The sequence below is a fragment of the Streptomyces sp. NPDC060049 genome, from assembly GCF_042736715.1.
GTDB lineage: Bacteria > Actinomycetota > Actinomycetes > Streptomycetales > Streptomycetaceae > Streptomyces.
In genome coordinates, this window is record NZ_JBHWVV010000009.1 from 281,431 (window position 1) to 301,550 (window position 20,120).

Annotated in this window: 19 protein-coding genes and 1 pseudogene; 14 read left to right on the top strand and 6 right to left on the bottom strand. The window is 71.9% G+C overall.

Annotated features, from left to right (window positions below; genetic code table 11):
* Position 1: 1 nt before the first annotated feature.
* Positions 2-451 carry an ATP-binding protein gene (locus ACFWBY_RS19280; RefSeq protein WP_385338682.1) on the bottom strand — a complete coding sequence of 150 codons (450 nt, stop codon included), beginning with the start codon at positions 449-451 and terminating at the stop codon, positions 2-4.
* 196 nt (positions 452-647) lie between these two features.
* On the opposite strand from ACFWBY_RS19280, the gene ACFWBY_RS19285 reads away from it, so the two are divergent.
* Entirely contained in the window at positions 648-1,532 is an 885-nt protein-coding gene (locus ACFWBY_RS19285; RefSeq protein ID WP_385338679.1) for a helix-turn-helix domain-containing protein, read from the top strand.
* Between the two features lie 13 nt (positions 1,533-1,545).
* Entirely contained in the window at positions 1,546-1,767 is a 222-nt protein-coding gene (locus ACFWBY_RS19290) for a DUF397 domain-containing protein (RefSeq protein ID WP_385338676.1), read from the top strand.
* A gap of 75 nt (positions 1,768-1,842) precedes the next feature.
* Here ACFWBY_RS19290 and ACFWBY_RS19295 read toward each other — a convergent pair whose 3' ends face one another.
* Positions 1,843-3,015 carry an 8-amino-7-oxononanoate synthase gene (locus ACFWBY_RS19295; protein WP_385338673.1) on the bottom strand — a complete coding sequence of 391 codons (1,173 nt, stop codon included), beginning with the start codon at positions 3,013-3,015 and terminating at the stop codon, positions 1,843-1,845.
* A 154-nt stretch (positions 3,016-3,169) separates the two neighbouring features.
* Between ACFWBY_RS19295 and bioB the strand changes: the two genes are divergently transcribed.
* From bioB to bioD, 3 genes are read left to right on the top strand one after another with little or no spacing between them, the layout of a single operon-like run.
* On the top strand, positions 3,170-4,405 hold the full coding sequence (gene bioB, locus ACFWBY_RS19300) for a biotin synthase BioB (protein ID WP_385338670.1): 1,236 nt from the start codon (positions 3,170-3,172) through the stop codon (positions 4,403-4,405).
* The gene (locus ACFWBY_RS19305) at positions 4,398-5,720 is read left to right on the top strand and encodes an adenosylmethionine--8-amino-7-oxononanoate transaminase (RefSeq protein WP_385338667.1); all 1,323 of its coding nucleotides are present in this window, start codon (positions 4,398-4,400) and stop codon (positions 5,718-5,720) included. The genes bioB and ACFWBY_RS19305 overlap by 8 nt, the downstream gene beginning before the upstream one ends.
* A 1-nt stretch (position 5,721) precedes the next feature.
* Entirely contained in the window at positions 5,722-6,450 is a 729-nt protein-coding gene (gene bioD / locus ACFWBY_RS19310; RefSeq protein WP_385338664.1) for a dethiobiotin synthase, read from the top strand.
* Positions 6,451-6,521: 71 nt separating this feature from the next.
* Here bioD and ACFWBY_RS19315 read toward each other — a convergent pair whose 3' ends face one another.
* A complete protein-coding gene (locus ACFWBY_RS19315; RefSeq protein WP_385338661.1) occupies positions 6,522-6,947 on the bottom strand; it encodes a GNAT family N-acetyltransferase in 426 nt (141 codons plus the stop codon).
* Between the two features lie 217 nt (positions 6,948-7,164).
* Between ACFWBY_RS19315 and ACFWBY_RS19320 the strand changes: the two genes are divergently transcribed.
* The 5 genes and pseudogenes from ACFWBY_RS19320 to ACFWBY_RS19340 all read left to right on the top strand — a co-directional run.
* Positions 7,165-8,505, top strand: coding sequence for a hemolysin family protein (locus ACFWBY_RS19320; protein ID WP_385338658.1), 1,341 nt, complete (start codon positions 7,165-7,167; stop codon positions 8,503-8,505).
* Positions 8,502-9,521 (top strand): hemolysin family protein, encoded by a 1,020-nt coding sequence (locus ACFWBY_RS19325; protein ID WP_385338655.1) that lies wholly within the window; start codon positions 8,502-8,504, stop codon positions 9,519-9,521. The genes ACFWBY_RS19320 and ACFWBY_RS19325 overlap by 4 nt, the downstream gene beginning before the upstream one ends.
* Positions 9,522-9,619: 98 nt before the next feature.
* Positions 9,620-10,411 (top strand): SGNH/GDSL hydrolase family protein, encoded by a 792-nt coding sequence (locus ACFWBY_RS19330; protein WP_385338652.1) that lies wholly within the window; start codon positions 9,620-9,622, stop codon positions 10,409-10,411.
* Between the two features lie 165 nt (positions 10,412-10,576).
* Positions 10,577-12,010, top strand: coding sequence for an adenylosuccinate lyase (gene purB, locus ACFWBY_RS19335; protein WP_385338649.1), 1,434 nt, complete (start codon positions 10,577-10,579; stop codon positions 12,008-12,010).
* A pseudogene (locus tag ACFWBY_RS19340) lies at positions 12,007-12,399 on the top strand (mismatch-specific DNA-glycosylase); the annotation flags it as partial. The gene purB and the pseudogene ACFWBY_RS19340, both read left to right, overlap by 4 nt.
* Before the next feature lie 226 nt (positions 12,400-12,625).
* Here ACFWBY_RS19340 and ACFWBY_RS19345 read toward each other — a convergent pair.
* On the bottom strand, positions 12,626-13,108 hold the full coding sequence (locus tag ACFWBY_RS19345) for a hypothetical protein (protein ID WP_385338646.1): 483 nt from the start codon (positions 13,106-13,108) through the stop codon (positions 12,626-12,628).
* Between the two features lie 418 nt (positions 13,109-13,526).
* Between ACFWBY_RS19345 and ACFWBY_RS19350 the strand changes: the two genes are divergently transcribed.
* On the top strand, positions 13,527-14,177 hold the full coding sequence (locus ACFWBY_RS19350; protein ID WP_385338643.1) for an HAD family hydrolase: 651 nt from the start codon (positions 13,527-13,529) through the stop codon (positions 14,175-14,177).
* 100 nt (positions 14,178-14,277) lie between these two features.
* On the opposite strand, the gene ACFWBY_RS19355 is transcribed toward ACFWBY_RS19350, so the two are convergent.
* The gene (locus tag ACFWBY_RS19355; protein WP_385338641.1) at positions 14,278-15,027 is read right to left on the bottom strand and encodes an ABC transporter permease; all 750 of its coding nucleotides are present in this window, start codon (positions 15,025-15,027) and stop codon (positions 14,278-14,280) included.
* 23 nt (positions 15,028-15,050) lie between these two features.
* A complete protein-coding gene (locus ACFWBY_RS19360) occupies positions 15,051-15,962 on the bottom strand; it encodes an ABC transporter ATP-binding protein (protein WP_385338638.1) in 912 nt (303 codons plus the stop codon).
* Positions 15,963-16,070: 108 nt separating this feature from the next.
* On the opposite strand from ACFWBY_RS19360, the gene ACFWBY_RS19365 reads away from it, so the two are divergent.
* The 3 genes from ACFWBY_RS19365 (at position 16,071) to ACFWBY_RS19375 (ending at position 19,179) form a co-directional block, all read left to right on the top strand.
* Positions 16,071-17,246, top strand: coding sequence for a sensor histidine kinase (locus ACFWBY_RS19365; protein ID WP_385338635.1), 1,176 nt, complete (start codon positions 16,071-16,073; stop codon positions 17,244-17,246).
* A gap of 4 nt (positions 17,247-17,250) precedes the next feature.
* Entirely contained in the window at positions 17,251-17,901 is a 651-nt protein-coding gene (locus tag ACFWBY_RS19370) for a response regulator (RefSeq protein WP_385338633.1), read from the top strand.
* Positions 17,902-18,021: 120 nt separating this feature from the next.
* Entirely contained in the window at positions 18,022-19,179 is a 1,158-nt protein-coding gene (locus ACFWBY_RS19375) for an ROK family transcriptional regulator (protein ID WP_385338630.1), read from the top strand.
* Positions 19,180-20,120 lie beyond the last annotated feature (941 nt).

A 20,120-nucleotide genomic window follows, 5' to 3' on the forward strand; every position in this document is an offset into this window, starting at 1 on the left:
ATCAGCAGCCCGTGGACGCCTTCGCCGGCGCTCCGACCGTCCAGGGCAGCGCGATCCACACCGTCTTGCCGCCGTCCTCGGTCGGGCTGACGGAGAGGCGGCCGCCCGCCTCGGCCGTGAGCCAGCGGATGATGACCATCCCCCGGCCGTTGTCCTGCTGGACCGCGGCCGGGAGGCGCTTGGGCCACCGCGGGTGGCTGTCGGTGACGCCGACGCGGAGCCACTCCTCGCGCTCCAGGCGGATGTCCACGGTGAAGGTGGGCGACTGGCCGAAGGTGTGCTGCACGGCGTTGGTGGCGAGCTCCGAGACGATCAGCCGGACGCTGTCGGCGGTGTCGGTCCCCTCGGTCAGTCCCCACTCGTCCAGCACCTGCGCGACGTAGCGCCGGGCGGCCGCGACCGAGGCGGGATCGCTCGGCAGAGTGAGGGAGGCTTCCTGGTGATCTGCCATGGCGACGGTCCCTTTCCCACCGGGGCGAATCGTCCCGGATCTGTGCTGGACGCCAGAGTGGCACCCATCGTCCCGTCGTTTCTGCCGATCCCTCAACATATGCATATATCTGTCGCTCGATGCGGTGAACTCTGCTACGGAAGAGCGTATTTGGACGGCAGACTGGTGCGAGCTGTGCCGGTGGAAGGAGGCGGGTGTGCATCACGGTCCCGCGGTGCGCCGACGCAAGCTCGGCGAGGAACTGCGTGCCCTTCGCGACCGGACCGGACTCACCAGCGGTGAGGCGGCCCGGCTCGTGGGATGGCACCAGTCGAAGATCAGCCGCATCGAGACGGGGCGCAGTGGCGTCAAGGTGGAGGACATCCGGCTGCTGCTCGACGCCTACGGGGACGTCGTGCGTCCGCAGCAGCGCGCCCTGCTGGAGGCCCTCTCGGCCTCGGCGGCCGGTCCCGCGCCGGGGGCGGACACCGGGCGCGGGCGCGAATGGTGGCACGACTACCGCGGGCTGCTGCCGCAGGAGTACCGCGACTTCATCAGTCTGGAGGCCGGAGCCCGCTCCGCCCGCACGGTCGAACTCTCCGTGGTGCCCGGACTGTTGCAGACCCCCGAGTACGCGCGCGCGGTGACCCGGGCCGCGCTGGGAGGGCTGCCGGAGCCGAAGGTGGACGCGCTGGTAGACGTTCGGCTGGCGCGTCAGTGCGTCCTGCGGACGGATCCGCCGCTGGAGCTGAGCGCCGTACTGGACGAGGCGGTGCTGCGGCGGAAGATCGGCGGGCCGGGGGTGATGACGGAGCAGCTGCGGTACCTCGTGGAGGCGGCCCGGCTGCCACAAGTGCGTTTGCAGGTATTGCCGTTCAGCGTCGGAGGGCATCTCGGCCTGACCGGACCGTTCGTTATTTTCTCATTTCCGAACATCGCCGATCTGGATGTGGTGGTACTCGACCATTTGACGAGTAGCCTCTATCTGGAGCGGAAGGAAGACCTAGAGGCGTACAGCGCCGCGTTCCGTACCATCCAGGCGCACGCCCTCCCGCCCCGCGACTCGTCGGATCTGATCAGCGCCCTCGCTGACGACGCGTAAGGAGGCACCCCCCGTGTCCGCAACCCCCTTATCCACCGGCGGACTTCTGAACAGCGCGCGGTGGCTGCGGAGCAGCCGCAGTACCGGAATGAACAACTGTGTCGAAACGGCCGTCCTCGGTGGCGGCCTGCTGGCCGTCCGCGATTCCAAACGGGCGGACGGCCCGGCCGTGCTCTTCACCGGGCCGGCCTGGGAAGGCTTCCTCGGCTGCGTACGGGCGGACGTGGGCGCCTAGCAGCGGGAACCGGGGCGGACGTACGGGCGCACCCGCGCCCGCGGCTCCGTCCAGCGGTCCGTGGAAGGAGACGGCCTAGCGGTCCGTGGCTCCGGCCGGAGCGGTCCGCAGGATCGTCTCCACGGCACGGCTGATCTCGTCCCCCGTGAGATCGGCCCGCGCGGTCAGCCGCAGCCGGGAGATGCCGTCCGGCACCGACGGCGGACGGAAGCACCCCACGGACAGACCTGCCTCGCGGCAGTCGGCGGCCCAGCGCAGTGCCGCCGAAGCCGACGGGGCCCGTACCGACACCACGGCCGCGTCCGGCCGGGCCGCGGTCAGGCCGGACGCGGTGAGCCGCCCGTACAGGTCGGCGGCCACCTGGCGGGCCCGGTCAGCGCGTTCCGGCTCCCGTTGCAGCAGGCGCAGGGCCGCCAGGGCGGCGCCCGTCGCGGCCGGGGCGAGCCCGGTGTCGAAGATGAAGGTCCGGGCCGTGTTGACCAGGTGGCGGATCACCTTGGCCGGGCCGAGCACGGCCCCGCCCTGACTGCCCAGCGACTTCGAGAGGGTCATCGTCGCGACCACCCCGGGGGCGCCCGCGAGCCCGGCGCCACTCAGCGCGCCCCGGCCCCCCTCGCCGAGGACGCCGAGCCCGTGCGCGTCGTCCACGAGCAGGGCCGCGCCCGCCGTCCGGCAGACCGCGGCGTAGCCGGCGAGCGGGGCGGCGTCGCCGTCGACCGAGAACACCGAGTCGGTGACCAGCAGCGCCCGGCCCTCGTGGGCGGCGAGCGTCTTCGCGGCCGTGTCGGGGTCGGAGTGCGGGACGACGGCGGTCTCGGCGCGCGAGAGCCTGCAGCCGTCCACGATCGAGGCGTGGTTGCCCGCGTCGGAGACGACCAGGGTGCCCCGGTCGCTGAGCGCGGTGACGGCGGCGAGGTTGGCCGCGTACCCGGAGGAGAGCACCAGCGCGGCCTCGAACCCGCAGAAGGCGGCCAGCTCGCGCTCCAGCTCCGCGTGCAGCTCGGTCGTCCCGGTGACCAGGCGCGAGCCGGTCGCCCCGGCGCCCCAGCGCTCGGCGGCCTCCCGCGCGCCCCTGACGGTCTCGGGGTGCCGGGACAGGCCGAGGTAGTCGTTGCTCGCGAGATCGAGGAGCGGCGAGGAGGCCGGGCGCGGACGCAGTGTCCGGACGAGTCCGGCCTGTTCCCGGGCCCGCTCCGCGTCGTCGATCCAGGCGAAGACGTCCACGGCGGCGGGGGTGTTCTGGGGCATCGGCGGTCCTCGCGTTTGTCGGCAGTCCACAGACCTGCCCGACCCTAGCCGCCGTGACTCGAGTGCCAGGTGTGGCGATACACACACTCCGTTCCGGCCATGTTGTTCGATCCCTCCTTGGCCGGGAGTGGTCACGTGGTCCAGGATCGGCGTCATGGACCTGCTGAACACCCTCGTGGACAAGGGGCTGCGGCGCGAGCTGCCGACCCGCGAAGAGGCACTCGCCGTGCTGGCGACCTCTGACGACGAACTGCTCGACGTGGTGGCCGCGGCCGGCAAGGTGCGCCGCCAGTGGTTCGGGCGCCGGGTCAAGCTGAACTACCTGGTCAACCTGAAATCGGGGCTCTGCCCCGAGGACTGCTCGTACTGCTCCCAGCGGCTGGGGTCGAAGGCCGAGATCCTCAAGTACACGTGGCTCAAGCCCGAGGAGGCCTCCCAGGCCGCGGCCGCCGGCGTCGCCGGCGGGGCGAAGCGGGTCTGCCTGGTGGCGAGCGGACGCGGTCCGACGGACCGGGACGTGGACCGCGTCGGCAAGACCATCGAGGCCATCAAGGAGCAGAACGAGGGCGTCGAGGTGTGCGCGTGCCTCGGTCTGCTGTCGGACGGCCAGGCGGAGCGGCTCAAGGACGCCGGCGCGGACGCCTACAACCACAACCTCAACACCTCCGAGGCCACCTACGGCCAGATCACCAAGACGCACACCTACGCGGACCGGGTCGACACGGTGCAGAAGGCGCACGCCGCCGGCCTGTCCGCCTGCTCCGGCCTGATCGCCGGCATGGGCGAGAGCGACGAGGACCTCGTCGACGTCGTCTACTCGCTGCGCGAGCTGGACCCCGACTCGGTGCCGGTCAACTTCCTGATCCCCTTCGAGGGCACCCCGCTGGCCAAGGAGTGGAACCTCACCCCGCAGCGCGCCCTGCGCATCCTCGCGATGGTCCGCTTCGTCTGCCCCGACGTCGAGGTCCGCCTCGCGGGCGGCCGCGAGGTGCACCTGCGCACCATGCAGCCCCTCGCCCTGCACCTGGTCAACTCCATCTTCCTGGGCGACTACCTGACCAGCGAGGGCCAGGCCGGACAGGCCGACCTCGACATGATCGCGGACGCCGGTTTCGAGGTGGAGGGAGCCGGAACGCCGACCCTCCCCACGCACCGCTCCGAGGTCGAGGCGGCCACCGGGGGCTGCGGCTCCCAGGGCGGCGGCGCCCCGGTCTGCGGTTCCTCCGCCCCGGCGGACGAGGCCGGCTGCGGCTCGGCGTGCAGCGGCTGCTCGGGACACGCCGACCACGAGGCCCCCGTACCGGCCCAGGCGGAGGCCGGCGACGTCCGGCCCGGCCTGGTGGCCGTACGCCGCCGCGGCGCGGGAACGGATCTCGCTCCCAATGCCTGACCGGCCCCACTCGCCCGACCCGCTGCCGGCCGCCGAACTGCTCGCGCTGGACCGGCAGCACGTCTGGCACCCCTACGGACCGATGCCCGGACGGCAGGATCCGCTGGTCGTCGCGTCCGCCTCGGGGGTGCGGCTGCGGCTCGCCGAGCCGTCCCAGGGCCAGGACGAGCTGGTCGACGGCATGTCCTCGTGGTGGTCGGCGATCCACGGGTACAACCACCCCGCCCTCAACGAGGCGGTGACCGGACAGCTCGGCCGCATGGCGCACGTGATGTTCGGCGGGCTCACCCACGAGCCCGCCGTCCGGCTGGCCGCGAAGCTCGTCGAGATCACCCCGGCCGGCCTGCAGCACGTCTTCCTCGCCGACTCGGGCTCGGTCTCGGTGGAGGTCGCGGTGAAGATGTGCCTCCAGTACTGGCGTTCGGTGGGCCGTCCCGCGAAGACCCGCCTGCTCACGTGGCGCGGCGGCTACCACGGCGACACCTGGCAGCCGATGGCCGTCTGCGACCCCGAGGGCGGCATGCACGAGCTGTGGTCGGGCGTCCTGCCGCGCCAGCTCTTCGCGGACGCCCCGCCGAGCGGGTTCCACGCAGCGCTCGACCCCGCCTACGTCGCCCACCTGCGCTCCCTGATCGAGGCGCACGCGGAGGAACTGGCGGCGGTCATCGTCGAACCGGTGGTCCAGGGCGCGGGGGGCATGCGCTTCCACAACCCGGGCTACCTGCGCGTCCTGCGCGAGCTGTGCGACGAGTTCGGGGTCCTGCTGATCCTCGACGAGATCGCCACCGGCTTCGGCCGTACGGGCGCGCTGTTCGCGGCGGACCACGCGGGGATCACCCCGGACGTGCTGTGCCTGGGCAAGTCGCTGACGGGCGGGTACCTGACGCTCTCCGCCACGCTCTGCACGGCGCGCGTGGCGGAGGGCATCTCCCAGGGCGAAGTGCCCGTCCTGGCCCACGGACCGACCTTCATGGGCAACCCGCTCGCCACGGCGGTGGCGCTGGCCTCGATCGACCTGCTCCTCGGCCAGGACTGGCAGCGCGAGGTCAAGCGCATCGAGGCGGGGCTGCTCGAAGGCCTGGCTCCGGCGGCTTCCCTGCCCGGAGTCAAGGAGGTCCGCGTGCTGGGCGCGATCGGCGTGATCCAGCTCGATCGCCAAGTCGACATGTCGAGCGCCACCCGGGCTGCGGTCCGGGAGGGCGTCTGGCTGCGCCCGTTCCGGGACCTGATCTACACGATGCCGCCGTTCGTCACCGGCGACGGCGACCTCGCCCGCATCTGCCGCGGTGTCGTCGCGGCCGCGAAGGAGGCTTGACGTGCCCCACCCCTCGGTACTCGTGATCTCGGGGACGGGCACGGAGATCGGCAAGACGGTCGTCACCTCGGCCGTCGCGGCGGCGGCCCTCGCCGCCGGCCGTTCGGTGGCCGTCCTCAAACCGGCCCAGACGGGCGTCGGCCCGGCCGAGCCCGGGGACGCCGCGGAGGCAGTCCGGCTGGCCGGCTCCGCCGTCACCGCGGTGGAACTGGCCCGCTACCCCGAACCGTTGGCCCCGGACACGGCGGCCCGCCGCGCAGGCTCGGCGACGCTCTCCCCCGAGCAGATCGCGGAAGCCGCGCAGCGCCTGGCCCTCTCGCACGACCTGGTCCTGGTCGAGGGGGCGGGCGGTCTGCTGGTCCGCTTCGACGAGGCCGGCCACACCCTGGCCGACGCCGCCCGGCTCCTCGGCGCCCCGACGCTGATCGTGGCCCCGGCGGGCCTGGGCACGCTCAACTCCACGGCCCTGACCGCGGAAGCCCTCCGGGCCCGGGACCTCGACGCCCTCGGCGTGGTGATCGGCAGCTGGCCCGCCGACCCCGACCTGGCCGCCCGTTGCAACCTGGCCGACCTGCCCTCGGTCTCCGCGCTCCCCCTCCTGGGCGCGATCCCCTCCGGCGCGGGCTCGTGGGACCCCGCCGCCTTCCGGGCGGCGGCCCCCTCCTGGCTGGCCGCGCCTCTGGCGGGCACCTGGTCCGCCGGTTCCTTCCTGAACCGCTGGCCGGCGTAGGCGGGACCGCGGGGCGGGCGGCCGGTCCGGCGGCCCGCCCGGCGGCCCGCCCGGCGCGCCGGACCGCGGGATCACCCGCCCAGCGGCTTGACCCAGCGCGTCCAGTGGCCCTCGGGGTGGTAGCCGGCGGCCTCCCAGGCCCGCCGCCCCCGCTCGTTGCGGTCGAGGACCATCGCGTCGGACCGCCGCCCGCCCAGCGCCGAGAACCGCTCTTCGGCGGCCGCCAGCAGCGCCGACCCGATCCCCTGGCGGCGGTGGTCCGGGTGCACCGCGAGGCGGTACAGATGGCACCGCCAGCCGTCGAACCCGGCTATGACCGTGCCCACCAGTTCGCCGCCCCGGCGGGCGAGCAGCAGTGCCTGCGGGTCGCGGGCGTGGAGGCGCTCGACGCCGTCGAGGTCGTCGCTGATACTCGTGCCCTCGGCGGCCGCCTTCCAGAAGTCGAGGACGGTGGCGAGGTCGGCCGCCGCGGCGGGTTGGATGCGAAGATCGTTCATGGGCGGATCCCATCACGCACGGTTCGCTCCGCCACAAGGATGCCCCGACCACTTTGCCTGTCCTTTACCATGGGGCGAACGGTCCCCGACGGTCCTCTCGAAACGAAAGGTGTGAGCGTCCGCCCATGGGCGAGCCTCCCAATGCCCTTCATCCCCGTGCGCGACACCGCGCGACCCACCGCCTCCTGGCTGATCATGGGACGGAGGTGAACAACCGATGACCGAAGTGCTCCTGCTCCTCTTGGCCCTGCTGCTCTGCGTCGTCTGCGGGATCTTCGTCGCGGCCGAGTTCTCGCTGACCACCATCGAGCGCAGCGAGCTGGAGGGGGCCGTCGAGCGCGGCGAGCGCGGCGCCGACAGCGCCCTGGCCGCCGTCCGCAGCCTGACGTTCCAGCTGTCCGGCGCCCAGCTGGGCATCACCGTGACCGGGCTGGTCATCGGCATGATCTCCAAGCCCTCGATCGCCGCCCTGCTCAAGGGCCCCTTCGAAGCCATGGGGCTGTCCGCCGGCGTCGCGTCCTCCACCGCCCTGGTCCTCGGCACCGTGCTGTCGACCGTCGTGCTGATGGTCGTCGGCGAGCTGGTGCCCAAGAACTGGGCGATCTCCTCACCGCTGGCCGTCGCCAAGCGCGTAGCAACCACGCAGCGGGTCTTCAGCCGCACCTTCAAGCCCCTGATCAGCCATCTGAACACCACGGCGAACCACATGGTCCGCCGGTTCGGCATGGAGCCGGCCGAGGAGCTCGCCTCCGCTCGCACCCCGCAGGAGTTGGTGGCCCTGGCCCGGCACTCCGCGAAGGCCGGCGCCCTGGAGAAGGACACCGCCGAGCTGTTCGTGCGCACCTTGAACCTCGCCGACCTGACCGCGGAGAACGTCATGACCCCGCGCGTCCAGGTGACCGCCCTCGACGTGCAGACCACCGCCGAGGACGTGGCCAACGCGACGCGCGCCACGGGTCTGTCCCGCTTCCCCGTCTACCGGGGCAGCCTCGACACCGTCGTGGGGACCGTCCACATCAAGGACGTACTGACCCTGCCCGCCGAGGAGCGCCACCGCCATCCGGTGTCGCAGCTGCTGCGCGAACCGCTCCTCGTCCCGGAGTCGCTGACCGTGGACCGGCTGCTGGACCGGCTGTCCGGCAAGCAGACGATGGCCGTCGTCATCGACGAGTACGGCGGCACGGCCGGTGTGGCCACGCTGGAGGACATCGTCGAGGAGGTCGTCGGCGAGGTCCGCGACGAGCACGACCCGCACGAGACCTCCGACCTGGCGCCGGCCGGGGAGGACACCGCCGGGCGCGCGCTGTACTCCGCGGAGGGCTCCGCGCGCACCGACCAGCTCCAGCGGATCGGACTGCGCGTGCCGGACGGTCCGTACGAGACCCTGGCCGGACTGATAGCGACCCGACTGGGGCGGATCCCGGTGGTCGGCGACAGCCTGGAGCTCGACGGCTGGCGCTTGGACGTGGTGGACGCGAGCGGGCGGCGGGCGGCGCGGGTGCTGCTGCGCGTGCCGGCCGAGCCCACCGGCGACCACGGTGCGGAGGAGACCCGATGACCGTCGTCCAGTTGCTGATCGGCCTGGCGACCCTCGTCGTCAACGCCTTCTTCGTCGGCGCGGAATTCGCGCTGATCTCGGTCCGCCGAAGCCAGATCGAGCCCTATGCCGAAAACGGCGACCGCAGGGCGCGCGCCGTACTGTGGGGCCTGGAGCACGTGTCGGCTCTGATGGCTGCCGCCCAGTTGGGCATCACGCTGTGCACCCTGGTGCTGGGCGTGGTGGCCGAGCCGGCCATCGCGCACCTGCTGACCCCGGTGTTCGACTTCTTCGGGGTACCGGACGGGTTGACGCACGCGATCTCCTTCGTGGTGGCGCTGGCGCTGGCCACGTACCTGCACATGCTCTTCGGCGAGATGCTGCCGAAGAACGTGGCTCTGGCCGAACCGGTTCGGACCGCGCTGGCGCTGGGCCCGCCGCTGGTGACCCTGACCCGGGCACTGAAGCCGGTGATCTTCGCGATCAACGCCTTCGCCAGCGCCCTGCTGCGCCTGCTGCGGGTGGAGGTCAAGGACGAGGTCGGGGCGACCTTCTCCGACGACGAGCTGGCCCGGATCGTCAAGGACTCCAGTGAGGCCGGCCTCATCGACGACCGGGCGAGCGAGCGGCTGCACGACGCCCTGGAGCTGGGGCGGCGCCCGGTGACCGATGTGGTGCTGCCGGCGGACCGGGTCGTTCCGGCCTACGAGGGCATTACGCCGGCCGGGCTGGAGCAGCTGTCGGCTGAGTCCGGGTACTCCCGTTTCCCGATGATCGACGCACGGCACCGGATCCTGGGATACCTGCACGTCAAGGACGTCCTGGACGTGGTGGAGCGGGACGAGCCGTTCCCGGTCGCCGCGCTGCGGCCGATCGCCCAGGTGCGGGCGGAGACCCCGCTGGACGACGTGCTGACCGCGATGCGGCGCAGCCGTACGCACCTGGCGGCAGTACTCGGGCCCGACGGCGTGATGACGGGGCTCGTCACGATGGAGGACGTCCTGCGGGAACTGTTCGGCCGGCCCGCCTCCCCGTAGCCGGGCGCGCTTCCCAGTATCCCGGTATCCCCGTATCGCCTGGTATCCCGGTCCCAGCCTGCGGGACCGGGATACCGCGCGGTAGCATCGCTCCCGCCATGGAGATGAATGCGTCCTACACCAGTTTCGTCGCGGTCGGCGACTCCTTCACCGAGGGCATGTCGGACCTGCTTCCCGACGGCTCCTACCGGGGCTGGGCCGATCTGCTGGCCGATCGCCTGGCCGCGCGCGAGCCCGGCTTCCGCTACGCCAACCTCGCGGTCCGCGGCAAGCTCATCGGGCAGATCGCCGAGGAGCAGGCGCCGGCGGCCGCCGCGATGGGCGCGGACCTCGTGACCCTGGTCGGCGGCCTGAACGACGCTCTGCGACCCAAGGTCGACATGGGCCGGGTCCGCGAGCACCTGGAGGAGGCAGTCGGCTTGCTGGCGCCCGCCTGCGGGACGCTGGTCCTGATGCGCTCGCCGGGACGCGACGGGCCCGTGATGGATCGCTTCCGCCCGCGCATGGAGGAGGTCTTCGTCATCATCGAGGAGCTCGCCGCGCGGCACGGCGCCGTCGTGGTGGACCTGTACGGGGCCCCCGTGCTCGCCGATCCCCGGATGTGGGACGTGGACCGGCTGCACCTGACGGCCGAAGGCCACCGCAGGGTCGCCGAGGCGGTCTGGCGGGCGCTGGGCCTGCCGCCCGGGGAGGACTGGCGCGCCGAGCTGCCCTCGGCCGTCCCGGCGGGGTGGGCCGTACGGCGGGCACAGGACCTCAGCTTCGCGCGTGAGCACCTGCTGCCGTGGCTCGGCCGCCGCCTGACGGGCCGCTCCAGCGGGGACGGCCGCCCGGCCAAGCGCCCCGAGCTGCTGCCCTACGGGGCTCCGGCCGGAGAACGGCTCCCGTAAGCCCGGGGCCACCACCCGCACCCGCCGGTCGCCGTCCTCGTCCTCTCCTCGCCCTCTCCTCGCCCCTTTCCTCGCCCTTTCCTCGCCCTCGTAGCAAGCCACAATCCCCGGTGGGGTTCCCACCTGCGTGAACGCACAGCCGCGACCCAAGTAGAATCCCTCCACGTGACTGCCAAGCCCCGCATCCCCAATGTCCTGGCCGGCCGCTACGCCTCCGCGGAGCTCGCCGTCCTGTGGTCCCCCGAATACAAGGTGACGCTGGAGCGGCGGCTGTGGCTCGCCGTGCTCCGCGCCCAGAAGGACCTCGGTATCGAGGTCCCGGACGAGGCCCTCGCCGACTACGAGCGCGTCCTGGAGACCGTCGACCTCGCCTCCATCGCGGAGCGCGAGAAGGTCACCCGCCACGACGTGAAGGCCCGCATCGAGGAGTTCAACGCCCTCGCCGGCCACGAGCACGTCCACAAGGGCATGACCTCGCGCGACCTCACCGAGAACGTCGAGCAGCTCCAGATCCGGCTCTCCCTGGAGCTGGCCCGCGACCGCACGGTCGCCGTCCTCGCCCGTCTGGGCAAGCTGGCCGGCGAGCACGCCGAGCTGGTCATGGCCGGCCGCTCCCACAACGTCGCCGCGCAGGCGACGACCCTGGGCAAGCGCTTCGCCACGGCCGCCGACGAGCTGCTCGTCGCCTACGGCCGCCTGGAGGACCTGCTGGGCCGCTACCCACTGCGCGGCATCAAGGGTCCCGTCGGCACCTCGCAGGACATGCTCGACCTGTTGGGCGGCGACACCTCGAAGCTCGCCGACCTCGAGCAGCGCATCGCCGCCCACCTCGGCTTCGGCCAGGCCTTCACCTCCGTCGGCCAGGTCTACCCGCGCTCGCTCGACTACGACGTGGTCACCGCCCTGGTGCAGCTGGCCGCCGCCCCGTCGTCGATCGCCAAGACGATCCGCCTGATGGCCGGCCACGAGCTGGTCACCGAGGGCTTCAAGCCCGGTCAGGTCGGCTCCTCCGCGATGCCGCACAAGATGAACACCCGCTCCTGCGAGCGCGTGAACGGTCTGATGGTCATCCTGCGCGGCTACGCGTCGATGACCGGCGAGCTGGCCGGCGACCAGTGGAACGAGGGCGACGTCTCCTGCTCCGTGGTCCGCCGTGTCGCCCTGCCCGACGCGTTCTTCGCGCTCGACGGCCTGATGGAGACCTTCCTGACCGTCCTCGACGAGTTCGGCGCCTTCCCCGCCGTCGTGGCCCGCGAGCTGGACCGCTACCTCCCCTTCCTCGCCACCACCAAGGTCCTCATGGGCGCGGTGCGGGCCGGGGTGGGCCGCGAGGCCGCCCACGAGGTCATCAAGGAGCACGCGGTGGCCTCCGCCCTCGCCATGCGCGAGCAGGGCGCCGAGCGCAACGAGCTGCTCGACAAGCTGGCCGCCGACGAGCGGATGCCGCTGGACCGGACCCAGCTCGACGCCCTGATGGCCGACAAGCTGTCCTTCACCGGCGCCGCGGGCGATCAGGTCGCCGTGGTGCTCTCGCGCATCGAAGCGATCACCAAGGAGCACCCGGAGGCCGCCGGCTACACCCCGGGGTCGATCCTCTGACCCCCGACGAGCTGAACGCCGCCCGTGACCGCGTCCTCCCGGACGTGGTCGCGGGCGGGCTTCGTGTCCTCTTCTGCGGCATCAACCCTGGTCTCCTCTCCGCCGCGACGGGCCACCACTTCGCCCGCCCCGGCAACCGCTTCTGGCCGGTCCTGCACCTGTCCGGTTTCACCCCGCGACGCCTCGCCCCGGCGGAGCAGGAGGAGTTGCTGAGCTACCGCCTCGGCATCACCAACGTCGTGGCCCGGGCCACCGCGCGCGCCGACGAACTGAGCTCCGAGGAGTTCCGCGAGGGCGGCCGCATCCTGACCGCCAAGGTCGAACTCCTGCGCCCCCAGTGGTTGGCCGTCGTCGGAGTCACCGCCTACCGCACCGCCTTCGCAAGCCGTAGCAACCTGCATGTGATGCTGGCTGCCTGACCTGCGGACACGCAAAAGCCCCCACCATGACGGTGGGGGCGTCATGCTCAGCAGGACGAACACGGACGGGAACGTTCAACCGCTGTCCGTGCCACCGACTCAAAACGCGTGAGGATTTCGGGGTTCAGGCTCCGCTGTTCTGGCGCTGCCCCGGTTCAGTGTCGGCATGCCCTGCCGGCGTCTGATGTACGACAGTTCACATGCCGGAGGGAATTTCCTTCATGTAGCTGATCATTTCGTCGTACCTTTCTGCCTGGTCACTCACCTTCGCCAGGAAGATGTTCTTCTGGCGTGCTTGCACCACATGAACCACCGACAGCTCTGCCGGAACGTACTTTCCGCCGCTGACGACGATGACGGGCTTACCGCCCCGATCCTCAATTGACAGTGTGCCGATGTCCTCGGGCTTGACCTGTTCTGCCGGGATCAAGCTGGAGCGGCCACTTTCGTAGTGCGACCAGTTGGTGTAGAAGCCGGTGAGGTGCGGTTTCACGGCGTTGACGGCAGCCGCCCGAGTGGCTTCGGGAGCATCCTTCAGTTGTTCAAGCGACTTCGCGAGTTCGGCTGCCTGAGCGTCGATCCGCTTCAGTGTGTCGTCATAGTTCGCAGCGGGTTCTGTCGCTGTGGGCTTGTACTGAGCCGGCGCGGGGCCCTTGGAGTTGGGCGTGGTCTCGGACATGGCGTCTCCTCGCTGGCCGGCTCACTGCCTGCCTGGTCAGAGCGTGTCAGTACGGAGCGTTACGGATCAACGACTCTCGGCGGAACGGCTGAGAACCGACAGAGTGGCGCGAAGGTCACCGTCAGCGCCAATCTGTCCGCCGTTCGGCGAGCGAAAGGCACAGATCGGTCCTCAGGACCGCACCATCGGTGCCACTCGTATCTGGGCCCTGCCCAACCCGAGTGGTCTCAACGCGCACTGGACCGCCGAATCCATGGCCCACGAATACGCCCGCCTCCGCGCTGCCGCCGAGGGCGCCGGTCCGCACGAGGCTGATTCTTCCGCCTTTCACTCCCGGGGTGACCGCCAGCCCCCGGGGTGACCGCTAGCCCCCTGGGTGACTGCTAACCCGTGATCATGGAGCATTTATGCTTCCGGGATGACCAAGCCGATCGAACTCGTGATATTCGACTGCGACGGGGTGCTGGTCGACAGCGAACGGATCGCCGCCCGTGTGCAGGTCGCCCTGGGAGCAGAGCTCGGCTGGCCGCTGACCGAGGACGAGGTCGTCGACCGGTTCATCGGACGCTCCAATGCCTCCATCGGCGAACAGGTCGCCGCCCGGCTGGGCCCCGAGACGGCCGCCCTCTGGTCGAAGCGGTTCGAACAGCTCCACCGGGAGGCCGTGGACACCGGTCTGTCCCCTGTCGACGGGCTGCCCGAGGCGCTCGACGCGATCAACCTGCCCACCTGTGTCGCCTCCAGCGGCTCGCACGAGAAGATGCGCCACACCCTCGGCCGCACCGGCCTCTACGAACGGTTCGAGGGCCGCATTCACAGCGCCACCGAGGTCCCCCGCGGGAAGCCCGCCCCGGACCTGTTCCTGTACGCCGCCCGGCAGATGGGCGTCGACCCCGCCGCTTGCGTGGTCGTCGAGGACAGCAGGCCCGGCGTCCAGGCGGCCCGCGCCGCCGGGATGCGGGCCTTCGGCTATGCCGGCGGGTTGACCCGGGCCGACCAGCTCGAAGGCCCTGGCACCATCGTCTTCCACGACATGCGCGAACTCCCCCTCCTCATAGCCGAGCAGTGACAGCCGCTCGCCCGCCGCGCTCCTCCGCACGTACCTGAGGCGGTCCCGGACGGTGCCGCCGCTCGGGCGATCCGGGGAGCCCGCGGCGGCCGGCTCGGCGTCAGGCGTCCCGGCGCCGCACCGCCAGCCCTCCGCCGACCACCGCGACCAGCGCCCACAGGGCAAGGATTCCGATGCCGGTCCACGGGCCGAGGCCCTCCGGCGACTCCATCCGCATGACCATCTGGCCGGCACGGTCCGGCAGGAACCGGGCGACGCCTTCGGAGGCCGCGCCTAGCACGAACGACACCATCAGGACGAAGGGTATGAGCAGACTCAGGACTGCCGTCGCACTGCGCAGTACCGCGGTCAGCCCGGCGGCGAGCAGGGCCATCAGCGTGAGGTACAGGCCGCATCCGAAGATCGCGCGGTAGGTACCCGGGCTGCCGAGTTCCAGGGCGTAGGGCCCCATGAACGCCTGCCCGCCGATGAAGGCGGCCAGGGCGGCGAGCTGTCCGGCCAGGAACGCGAGTCCTCCCACCACGGTCATCTTCGACAGGTAGAACCTCGCGCGGCTCGGCACCGCGGTCAACGACGTGCGCAGGGCGCCGTTGTGGAATTCGCAGGAGAGCGCCGTCGCGCCGAAGGCGAAGGCGGCTATCTGGCCGAAGTTGACTCCGTAGAAGGCCGCGAGGAGCGGATCGTCCCCCAGGTTGCCGGCCTCGGCCTCGCCGATCAGCGCGGCCGCCAGGGTCTGAATTCCGGCGGTGACGACGAACACGGCCATCAGCGCTCCGAAGGTGCCGCGCAGGGAGCGTATCTTGATCCATTCCGAGTGCAGGACAGGGACCGTGGGCAGAGCGGTGCTCATGGGAAGCCTCCTTGAGGGTTGCGTCAGCGGGTGGCGGAGAACTGGGCGTGCTCGGCGGTCAGATCGAGGTAGGCCTGTTCCAGCGAGGCCCGCTCGTCGACCAGTTCCAGCATCGGGATGCCTTCGCGGGCTGCCATGGCACCGAGTTGCTCGGCCTGTATGCCTTCCACGGTCCACCGCCCGCCGTCGGAAGTGACCAGTTCGAGGCCGTCGCGGGCGAGGGCGGAGCGCAGCCGGATCGGGTCGGTGGTGCGCAGCCTTACCCTCGGGGTGCTGCGGGCGTCGATGAAATCCTCCATCGAGGTGTCGGCCAGCAGCCTGCCCTGCCCCAGTACGACGAGGTGATCGGCGAGGGCGGCGGTCTCGGTCATCAGGTGGCTGGAGACGAGGACGGTGCGCCCCTCGGCGGCCAGGGCGCGCATGAGTTCGCGGATCCAGATGATGCCCTCGGGGTCGAGCCCGTTCGTCGGCTCGTCCAGGAGCAGCACACCGGGGTCTGCGAGCAGCGCGGCCGCTATACCGAGGCGCTGGCGCATGCCCAGGGAGAAGGTCTTGATCCGCCGCTTGGCCGCCGAGGCGATCCCCGCCTGCTCCAAGACCGCTTCCACGCGGCTCATCGGGACGCGGTTGGCCGCCGCGAGGAAGCGGAGGTGGTCCATGGCCGTCCGGCCGCCGTGCGCCGACTGCGCGTCGAGCAGGGCGCCCACCCGGTGGAGGGGGTCGGGAAACTCGGTGAACCGCCGACCCCCGATGGTGGCCGTTCCGGAGGTGATCCGGTCCAGCCCCAGCAGGAGCCGCATCGTGGTGGACTTCCCGGCGCCGTTGGGCCCGAGGAATCCGGTGACGCGGCCGGGCATGACATCGAAGGTGAGGTGGTCCACGGCCCGGGTCCGGCCGAACTCCTTGGTCAGTTCTCGGATCTCGATGCTGTTCATGCCTCAAGATTCGCTGCCGGCCCCACCCCTCTTCCTCCCCCGCGAGTGGATTCCCCCTCCCCCACGTGGGGGAGCCTCCGCACCACCGTGAACTGCCACGATGAGGAGATGTACCGACTGTTCCGCGCCGCTCTTCGACCCGTGACCTACTCGCGCTGGGTACACCTGTGCGTGCCCGTGCTCATGCTCGCCGTGTGGATGTTCATAGAGCCCGAAGCTCCGTGGATGCCGCTGCTCCTCGTCATACCGCTCGGGCTGCTGCCCTGGATGCGGCTTGCCGAGGGGCTCCAGGCGCAGTTCCTGCTGGCGCCCCACGACCAGGACACCGGAGGCGGAAGCTTCAGCACGGTCGCGTCCAAGCGGTGGACGGACCGCTGGCGGACCCTGCTGTGGCTGGAGATACGGCTCGTGCTCGCGCTGGCCACCATGTACGCGAGTGTGTGGCTTCCCGTATTGACGGTCGAGCTCATCGTCACCGCGCTCGGCGGCACGGTCACGAAGGACAACGTCATGCCCTTCACTCCTGCGCCCTGGGCGGCGTGGGTGCTGGCACCGCTGCCCCTGGTGGTGCTGCTCGTCGTCGTGGTGCTGCTCGGCAAGCTGGTCACCGCCATCGCCCGCCGGCTGCTGGGCCCTTCGGCCGCGGAGCGGCTCACCGTCCTCGAAGCGCGTACCGAACAACTGCTGGAGCGCACCCGTATCGCACGGGAGCTGCACGATTCCATCGGCCACGCCCTGACCGTGGCGGTCGTCCAGGCGGGGGCTGCCCGGGCGGCCGGCGACCCGGAGTTCACCGACCGCGCGCTGAGCGCGATCGAGGAGACGGGCCGAGCCGCGCTGGAGGACCTGGAGCGGGTTCTGCTCGTCCTGCGGGAGTCCGGTCAGCGGCCGTCCCAGCGGCCGACGCTGGCGGAGGCGGACCGGCTCCTCGAATCCGCACGGGCTTCCGGCGCCGCCGTCGACGCGGAACTGCTCGGACCCCTCGAGCAATTGCCGGGTCCTGTCGCCCGGGAGGCGTACCGGATCCTCCAGGAGGCGCTCACCAATGTGCTGCGCCACTGCGGCCCCGTGCCGGTGCGGGTCCGGATCGGCATGGCCGCCGACCGCCTGGACCTGGAGGTGACGAATCCGCTGCCGGCCCGGCCCACCGTGATGGCCGGCAGCGGCAGCGGGCTGCGGGGAATGCGGGAGCGGGCCGCACTGCTCGGCGGGGAGGTCGATACCGGTCCGTACAAGGGGGGTTGGAGGGTGCGCGCGCGGCTGCCGCTGGAGCGAATACGCTGACCGGATGCCGGTTACCGTACTGCTCGTCGACGACGAACCCCTGGTGCGCGTGGGTTTGCGTGCCGTCCTGGACGCCCAGCCCGACATCGAGGTCGTCGGTGAGGCCGCCGACGGCGCCTCGGTGGTACCGCTCGTGCGGCAACTGCGCCCGGATGTGGTGGCGATGGACGTGCGGATGCCGCTGCTCGACGGGATCGAGGCGACCAAGGCGGTCCTGCGGACGGTGGACTCGCCGCCGAAGATCCTCGTGGTCACCACCTTCGAGAACGACGAGTACGTCTACCAGGCGCTGCGGGCCGGCGCGGACGGGTTCCTGCTGAAGCGGGCCCGCCCCTCGGAGATCGTGCACGCGGTCCGGCTGGTGGCGGAGGGCGAGACCCTGCTGTTTCCCGCGGCGGTACGGGCGCTCGCAGCCGAGTACGGGAACCGCACGGCACGCAAGACGCTGGAGCGCGCCGCCCTGACCGAGCGCGAGGAGGCCGTCCTGCGGCTGATGACGAAGGGCCTGACCAACATCGAGATCGCCCGCGAGCTGATCGTCGGGACGGAGACGGTGAAATCCCACGTGAGCGCGATCCTCGCCAAGCTGGGCGCACGGGACCGGACCCAGGCCGTTATCACCGCCTACGAGTCGGGATTCGTCGCCCCGGCCTGACCTCCGCGAACCCGCGGGGGAGGAAGGGCGGATTCCGGACGTTGGGGGGCTGCTTCTCGCCGTTGCGGCGGGTGCGCAGTACCATCCGGCTGACAAGCTCGCTCGCTGGGAGGAATCACGTTGGGGCAGCTGACCGGCGGGGACCCCTCTCTGCTCCGGCGGATCAACTCCGCCGTCGTCCTGCGGGCACTGCGCGCGGCCGAAGCACCGACCCTCACCGACCTCACGCGGGTGACCGGGCTCTCACGACCGACGGTCGAGGGCGTCGTCGAGGGACTCATCGGCACGGGGCTCGTCGTCGAAGCCGGCGCGGAGGAGGGCGCCCGGCGCCAGGGGCGCCCCGCGAGACGGTTCCGGTTCCGCGCGGAAGCGGGGCACTTGCTCGGTGTGGAGATCGGCTCCCACCGGATCGCGGTGCTGCTGTCCGGCCTGGACGGGCGGATCATCGGCGCCGGCACCAAGGAGGTCGCCGAGACGGCGTCCGCCGACGAACGGCTGGAGCGGGTCCGCGGTGCGGTGGCCGACCTGCTGCGCAAGGCCGGCGTACCCCGGGACTCCCTGCGGGCGGTCGGAGTGGGCAGCCCGGGGATCGTCGAGGCGGACGGCACCGTCCGGCTCGGTACGGCCCTGCCCGGCTGGACGGGGCTGCCCCTCGGCGACCGGCTGCGGCGCTCCTTCCGCTGCCCGGTCCAGGTGGAGAACGACGCCAACGCGGCGGCGGTCGCCGAGCACTGGAAGGGCGCGGCGACGGACACCGACGACATGGTCTTCGTGATGGCGGGACTCAGCCCCGGCGCGGGTTCGCTGATCGGCGGCCGCCTGCACCGCGGCTTCGGCGGGGCGGCCGGTGAGATCGGCGCGCTGCATCTGCTGGGTCGAGAGGTCACGCCCGAGAGGCTGCTGTCGACGACCGGTGAGCCGCTGCACCCCCTGGACGAGCGGGCGGTCGCGGAGGTCTTCGCGATGGCCAAACGCGGAGACGCGAGGGCGGTGGCCGCGGTGGACCGGTTCATCCAACGGCTGGTCCACGACGTGGCGGCGCTGGTCCTGGCGATGGATCCGGAGCTGGTGGTGGTGGGGGGCTGGGCGGCCGGGATGGACGGGGTGCTGGACCCCCTGCGCCGCGAACTGCAGCGGTACTGTCTGCGCCCGCCGCGCGTGGCGCTCTCCCTGCTGGGCGAGGCGGCCGTGGCCACGGGAGCGCTGCGGCTGGCTCTGGACCACGTGGAGGAAGAGCTGTTCGCCGTGGAGAAGACCGTCACGACCCGCCGCCGCTGATCCTCACGGCCCGCCAGGCAGGCCCCGGGCCTCGGTCACGCCCCTCCGGCCCCGGCCACGCCCGCCTCCGGCCCTGGTCACACCAGTCACCGGCCCTGGTCACACCCGCCCTCGGGCCTGGCCACGCCCGCCTCCGGCCCTGGTCACACCAGTCACCGGTCACGCCCGGTCGCTCCGACTCGGCCCGGACCCGCGGCAAGGGCCGGAGCCGGGCGCCCGGGCCCTGGTCGGCCCCCGTCGCAAGGTGGTCCGGCGGGGGGCCGGGACCGCGCGGATCCCGTTCCTCGCGTGGGCCATCGGGCTTCGGCTCGGGAAGAGACCCGCGGGCCACCGCCCGGGGGCGCCGCACTGCCCCCAGCGGCCCGCGGCTCAGCCGGTCGGTCGGTCAACCGGGCAGCCAGGCGGTATGGCCCAGAGGGCCGGGCAGGCGCAGCGGAAGCAGGCTGCCCCACGGGACCGGTAAGCCAGCCCGCGGGGCAGCTGGCCAACCGCCCCGCCCGTCAGCACCAGCCCAACCGCCCGACCAGCAGGACAACCGGGGCGGCGGCCCACAGGCAGCCGCAGCGGAAGCAGGCTGCCCCACAGGACCGGGAAGTCAGCCCGCGGGGCAGCTGGCCAACCGCCCCGCCCGTCAGCACCGGCCCAACCGCCCGACCAGCAGGACAACCGATCGACGGCCTGCAGGCAGCCGCAGCAGGAGCGGGCGGAAGCAGGCAGCCCCACAGGGCCGGGAAGCCAGCCTGCAGGGCAGCTGGCCAACCGCCCCGCCCGTCAGCACCGGCCCAACCGGCCGACCAGCAGGACAACCGATCGGCGGCCCGCAGGCAGCCGCAGCGGAAGCAGGCAGCCCCACAGGACCGGGAAGTCAGCCCGCGGGGCAGCTGGCCAACCGCCCCGCCCGTCAGCACCGGCCCAACCGCCCGACCAGCAGGACAACCGAT

Bases quoted from the DNA above. Each gene is read 5' to 3' on its own strand.
- ACFWBY_RS19325 (WP_385338655.1), top strand. From the start codon at position 8,502: ATGACCGTCGTCCAGTTGCTGATCGGCCTGGCGACCCTCGTCGTCAAC.
- ACFWBY_RS19305 (WP_385338667.1), top strand. From the start codon at position 4,398: ATGCCTGACCGGCCCCACTCGCCCGACCCGCTGCCGGCCGCCGAACTG.
- bioB (WP_385338670.1), top strand. From the start codon at position 3,170: ATGGACCTGCTGAACACCCTCGTGGACAAGGGGCTGCGGCGCGAGCTG.
- ACFWBY_RS19345 (WP_385338646.1), bottom strand. From the start codon at position 13,108: ATGTCCGAGACCACGCCCAACTCCAAGGGCCCCGCGCCGGCTCAGTAC.
- ACFWBY_RS19360 (WP_385338638.1), bottom strand. From the start codon at position 15,962: ATGAACAGCATCGAGATCCGAGAACTGACCAAGGAGTTCGGCCGGACC.
- ACFWBY_RS19330 (WP_385338652.1), top strand. From the start codon at position 9,620: ATGGAGATGAATGCGTCCTACACCAGTTTCGTCGCGGTCGGCGACTCC.
- ACFWBY_RS19280 (WP_385338682.1), bottom strand. From the start codon at position 451: ATGGCAGATCACCAGGAAGCCTCCCTCACTCTGCCGAGCGATCCCGCC.
- ACFWBY_RS19365 (WP_385338635.1), top strand. From the start codon at position 16,071: ATGTACCGACTGTTCCGCGCCGCTCTTCGACCCGTGACCTACTCGCGC.
- ACFWBY_RS19370 (WP_385338633.1), top strand. From the start codon at position 17,251: ATGCCGGTTACCGTACTGCTCGTCGACGACGAACCCCTGGTGCGCGTG.
- ACFWBY_RS19320 (WP_385338658.1), top strand. From the start codon at position 7,165: ATGACCGAAGTGCTCCTGCTCCTCTTGGCCCTGCTGCTCTGCGTCGTC.
- ACFWBY_RS19295 (WP_385338673.1), bottom strand. From the start codon at position 3,015: ATGCCCCAGAACACCCCCGCCGCCGTGGACGTCTTCGCCTGGATCGAC.
- ACFWBY_RS19350 (WP_385338643.1), top strand. From the start codon at position 13,527: ATGACCAAGCCGATCGAACTCGTGATATTCGACTGCGACGGGGTGCTG.
- ACFWBY_RS19355 (WP_385338641.1), bottom strand. From the start codon at position 15,027: ATGAGCACCGCTCTGCCCACGGTCCCTGTCCTGCACTCGGAATGGATC.
- ACFWBY_RS19315 (WP_385338661.1), bottom strand. From the start codon at position 6,947: ATGAACGATCTTCGCATCCAACCCGCCGCGGCGGCCGACCTCGCCACC.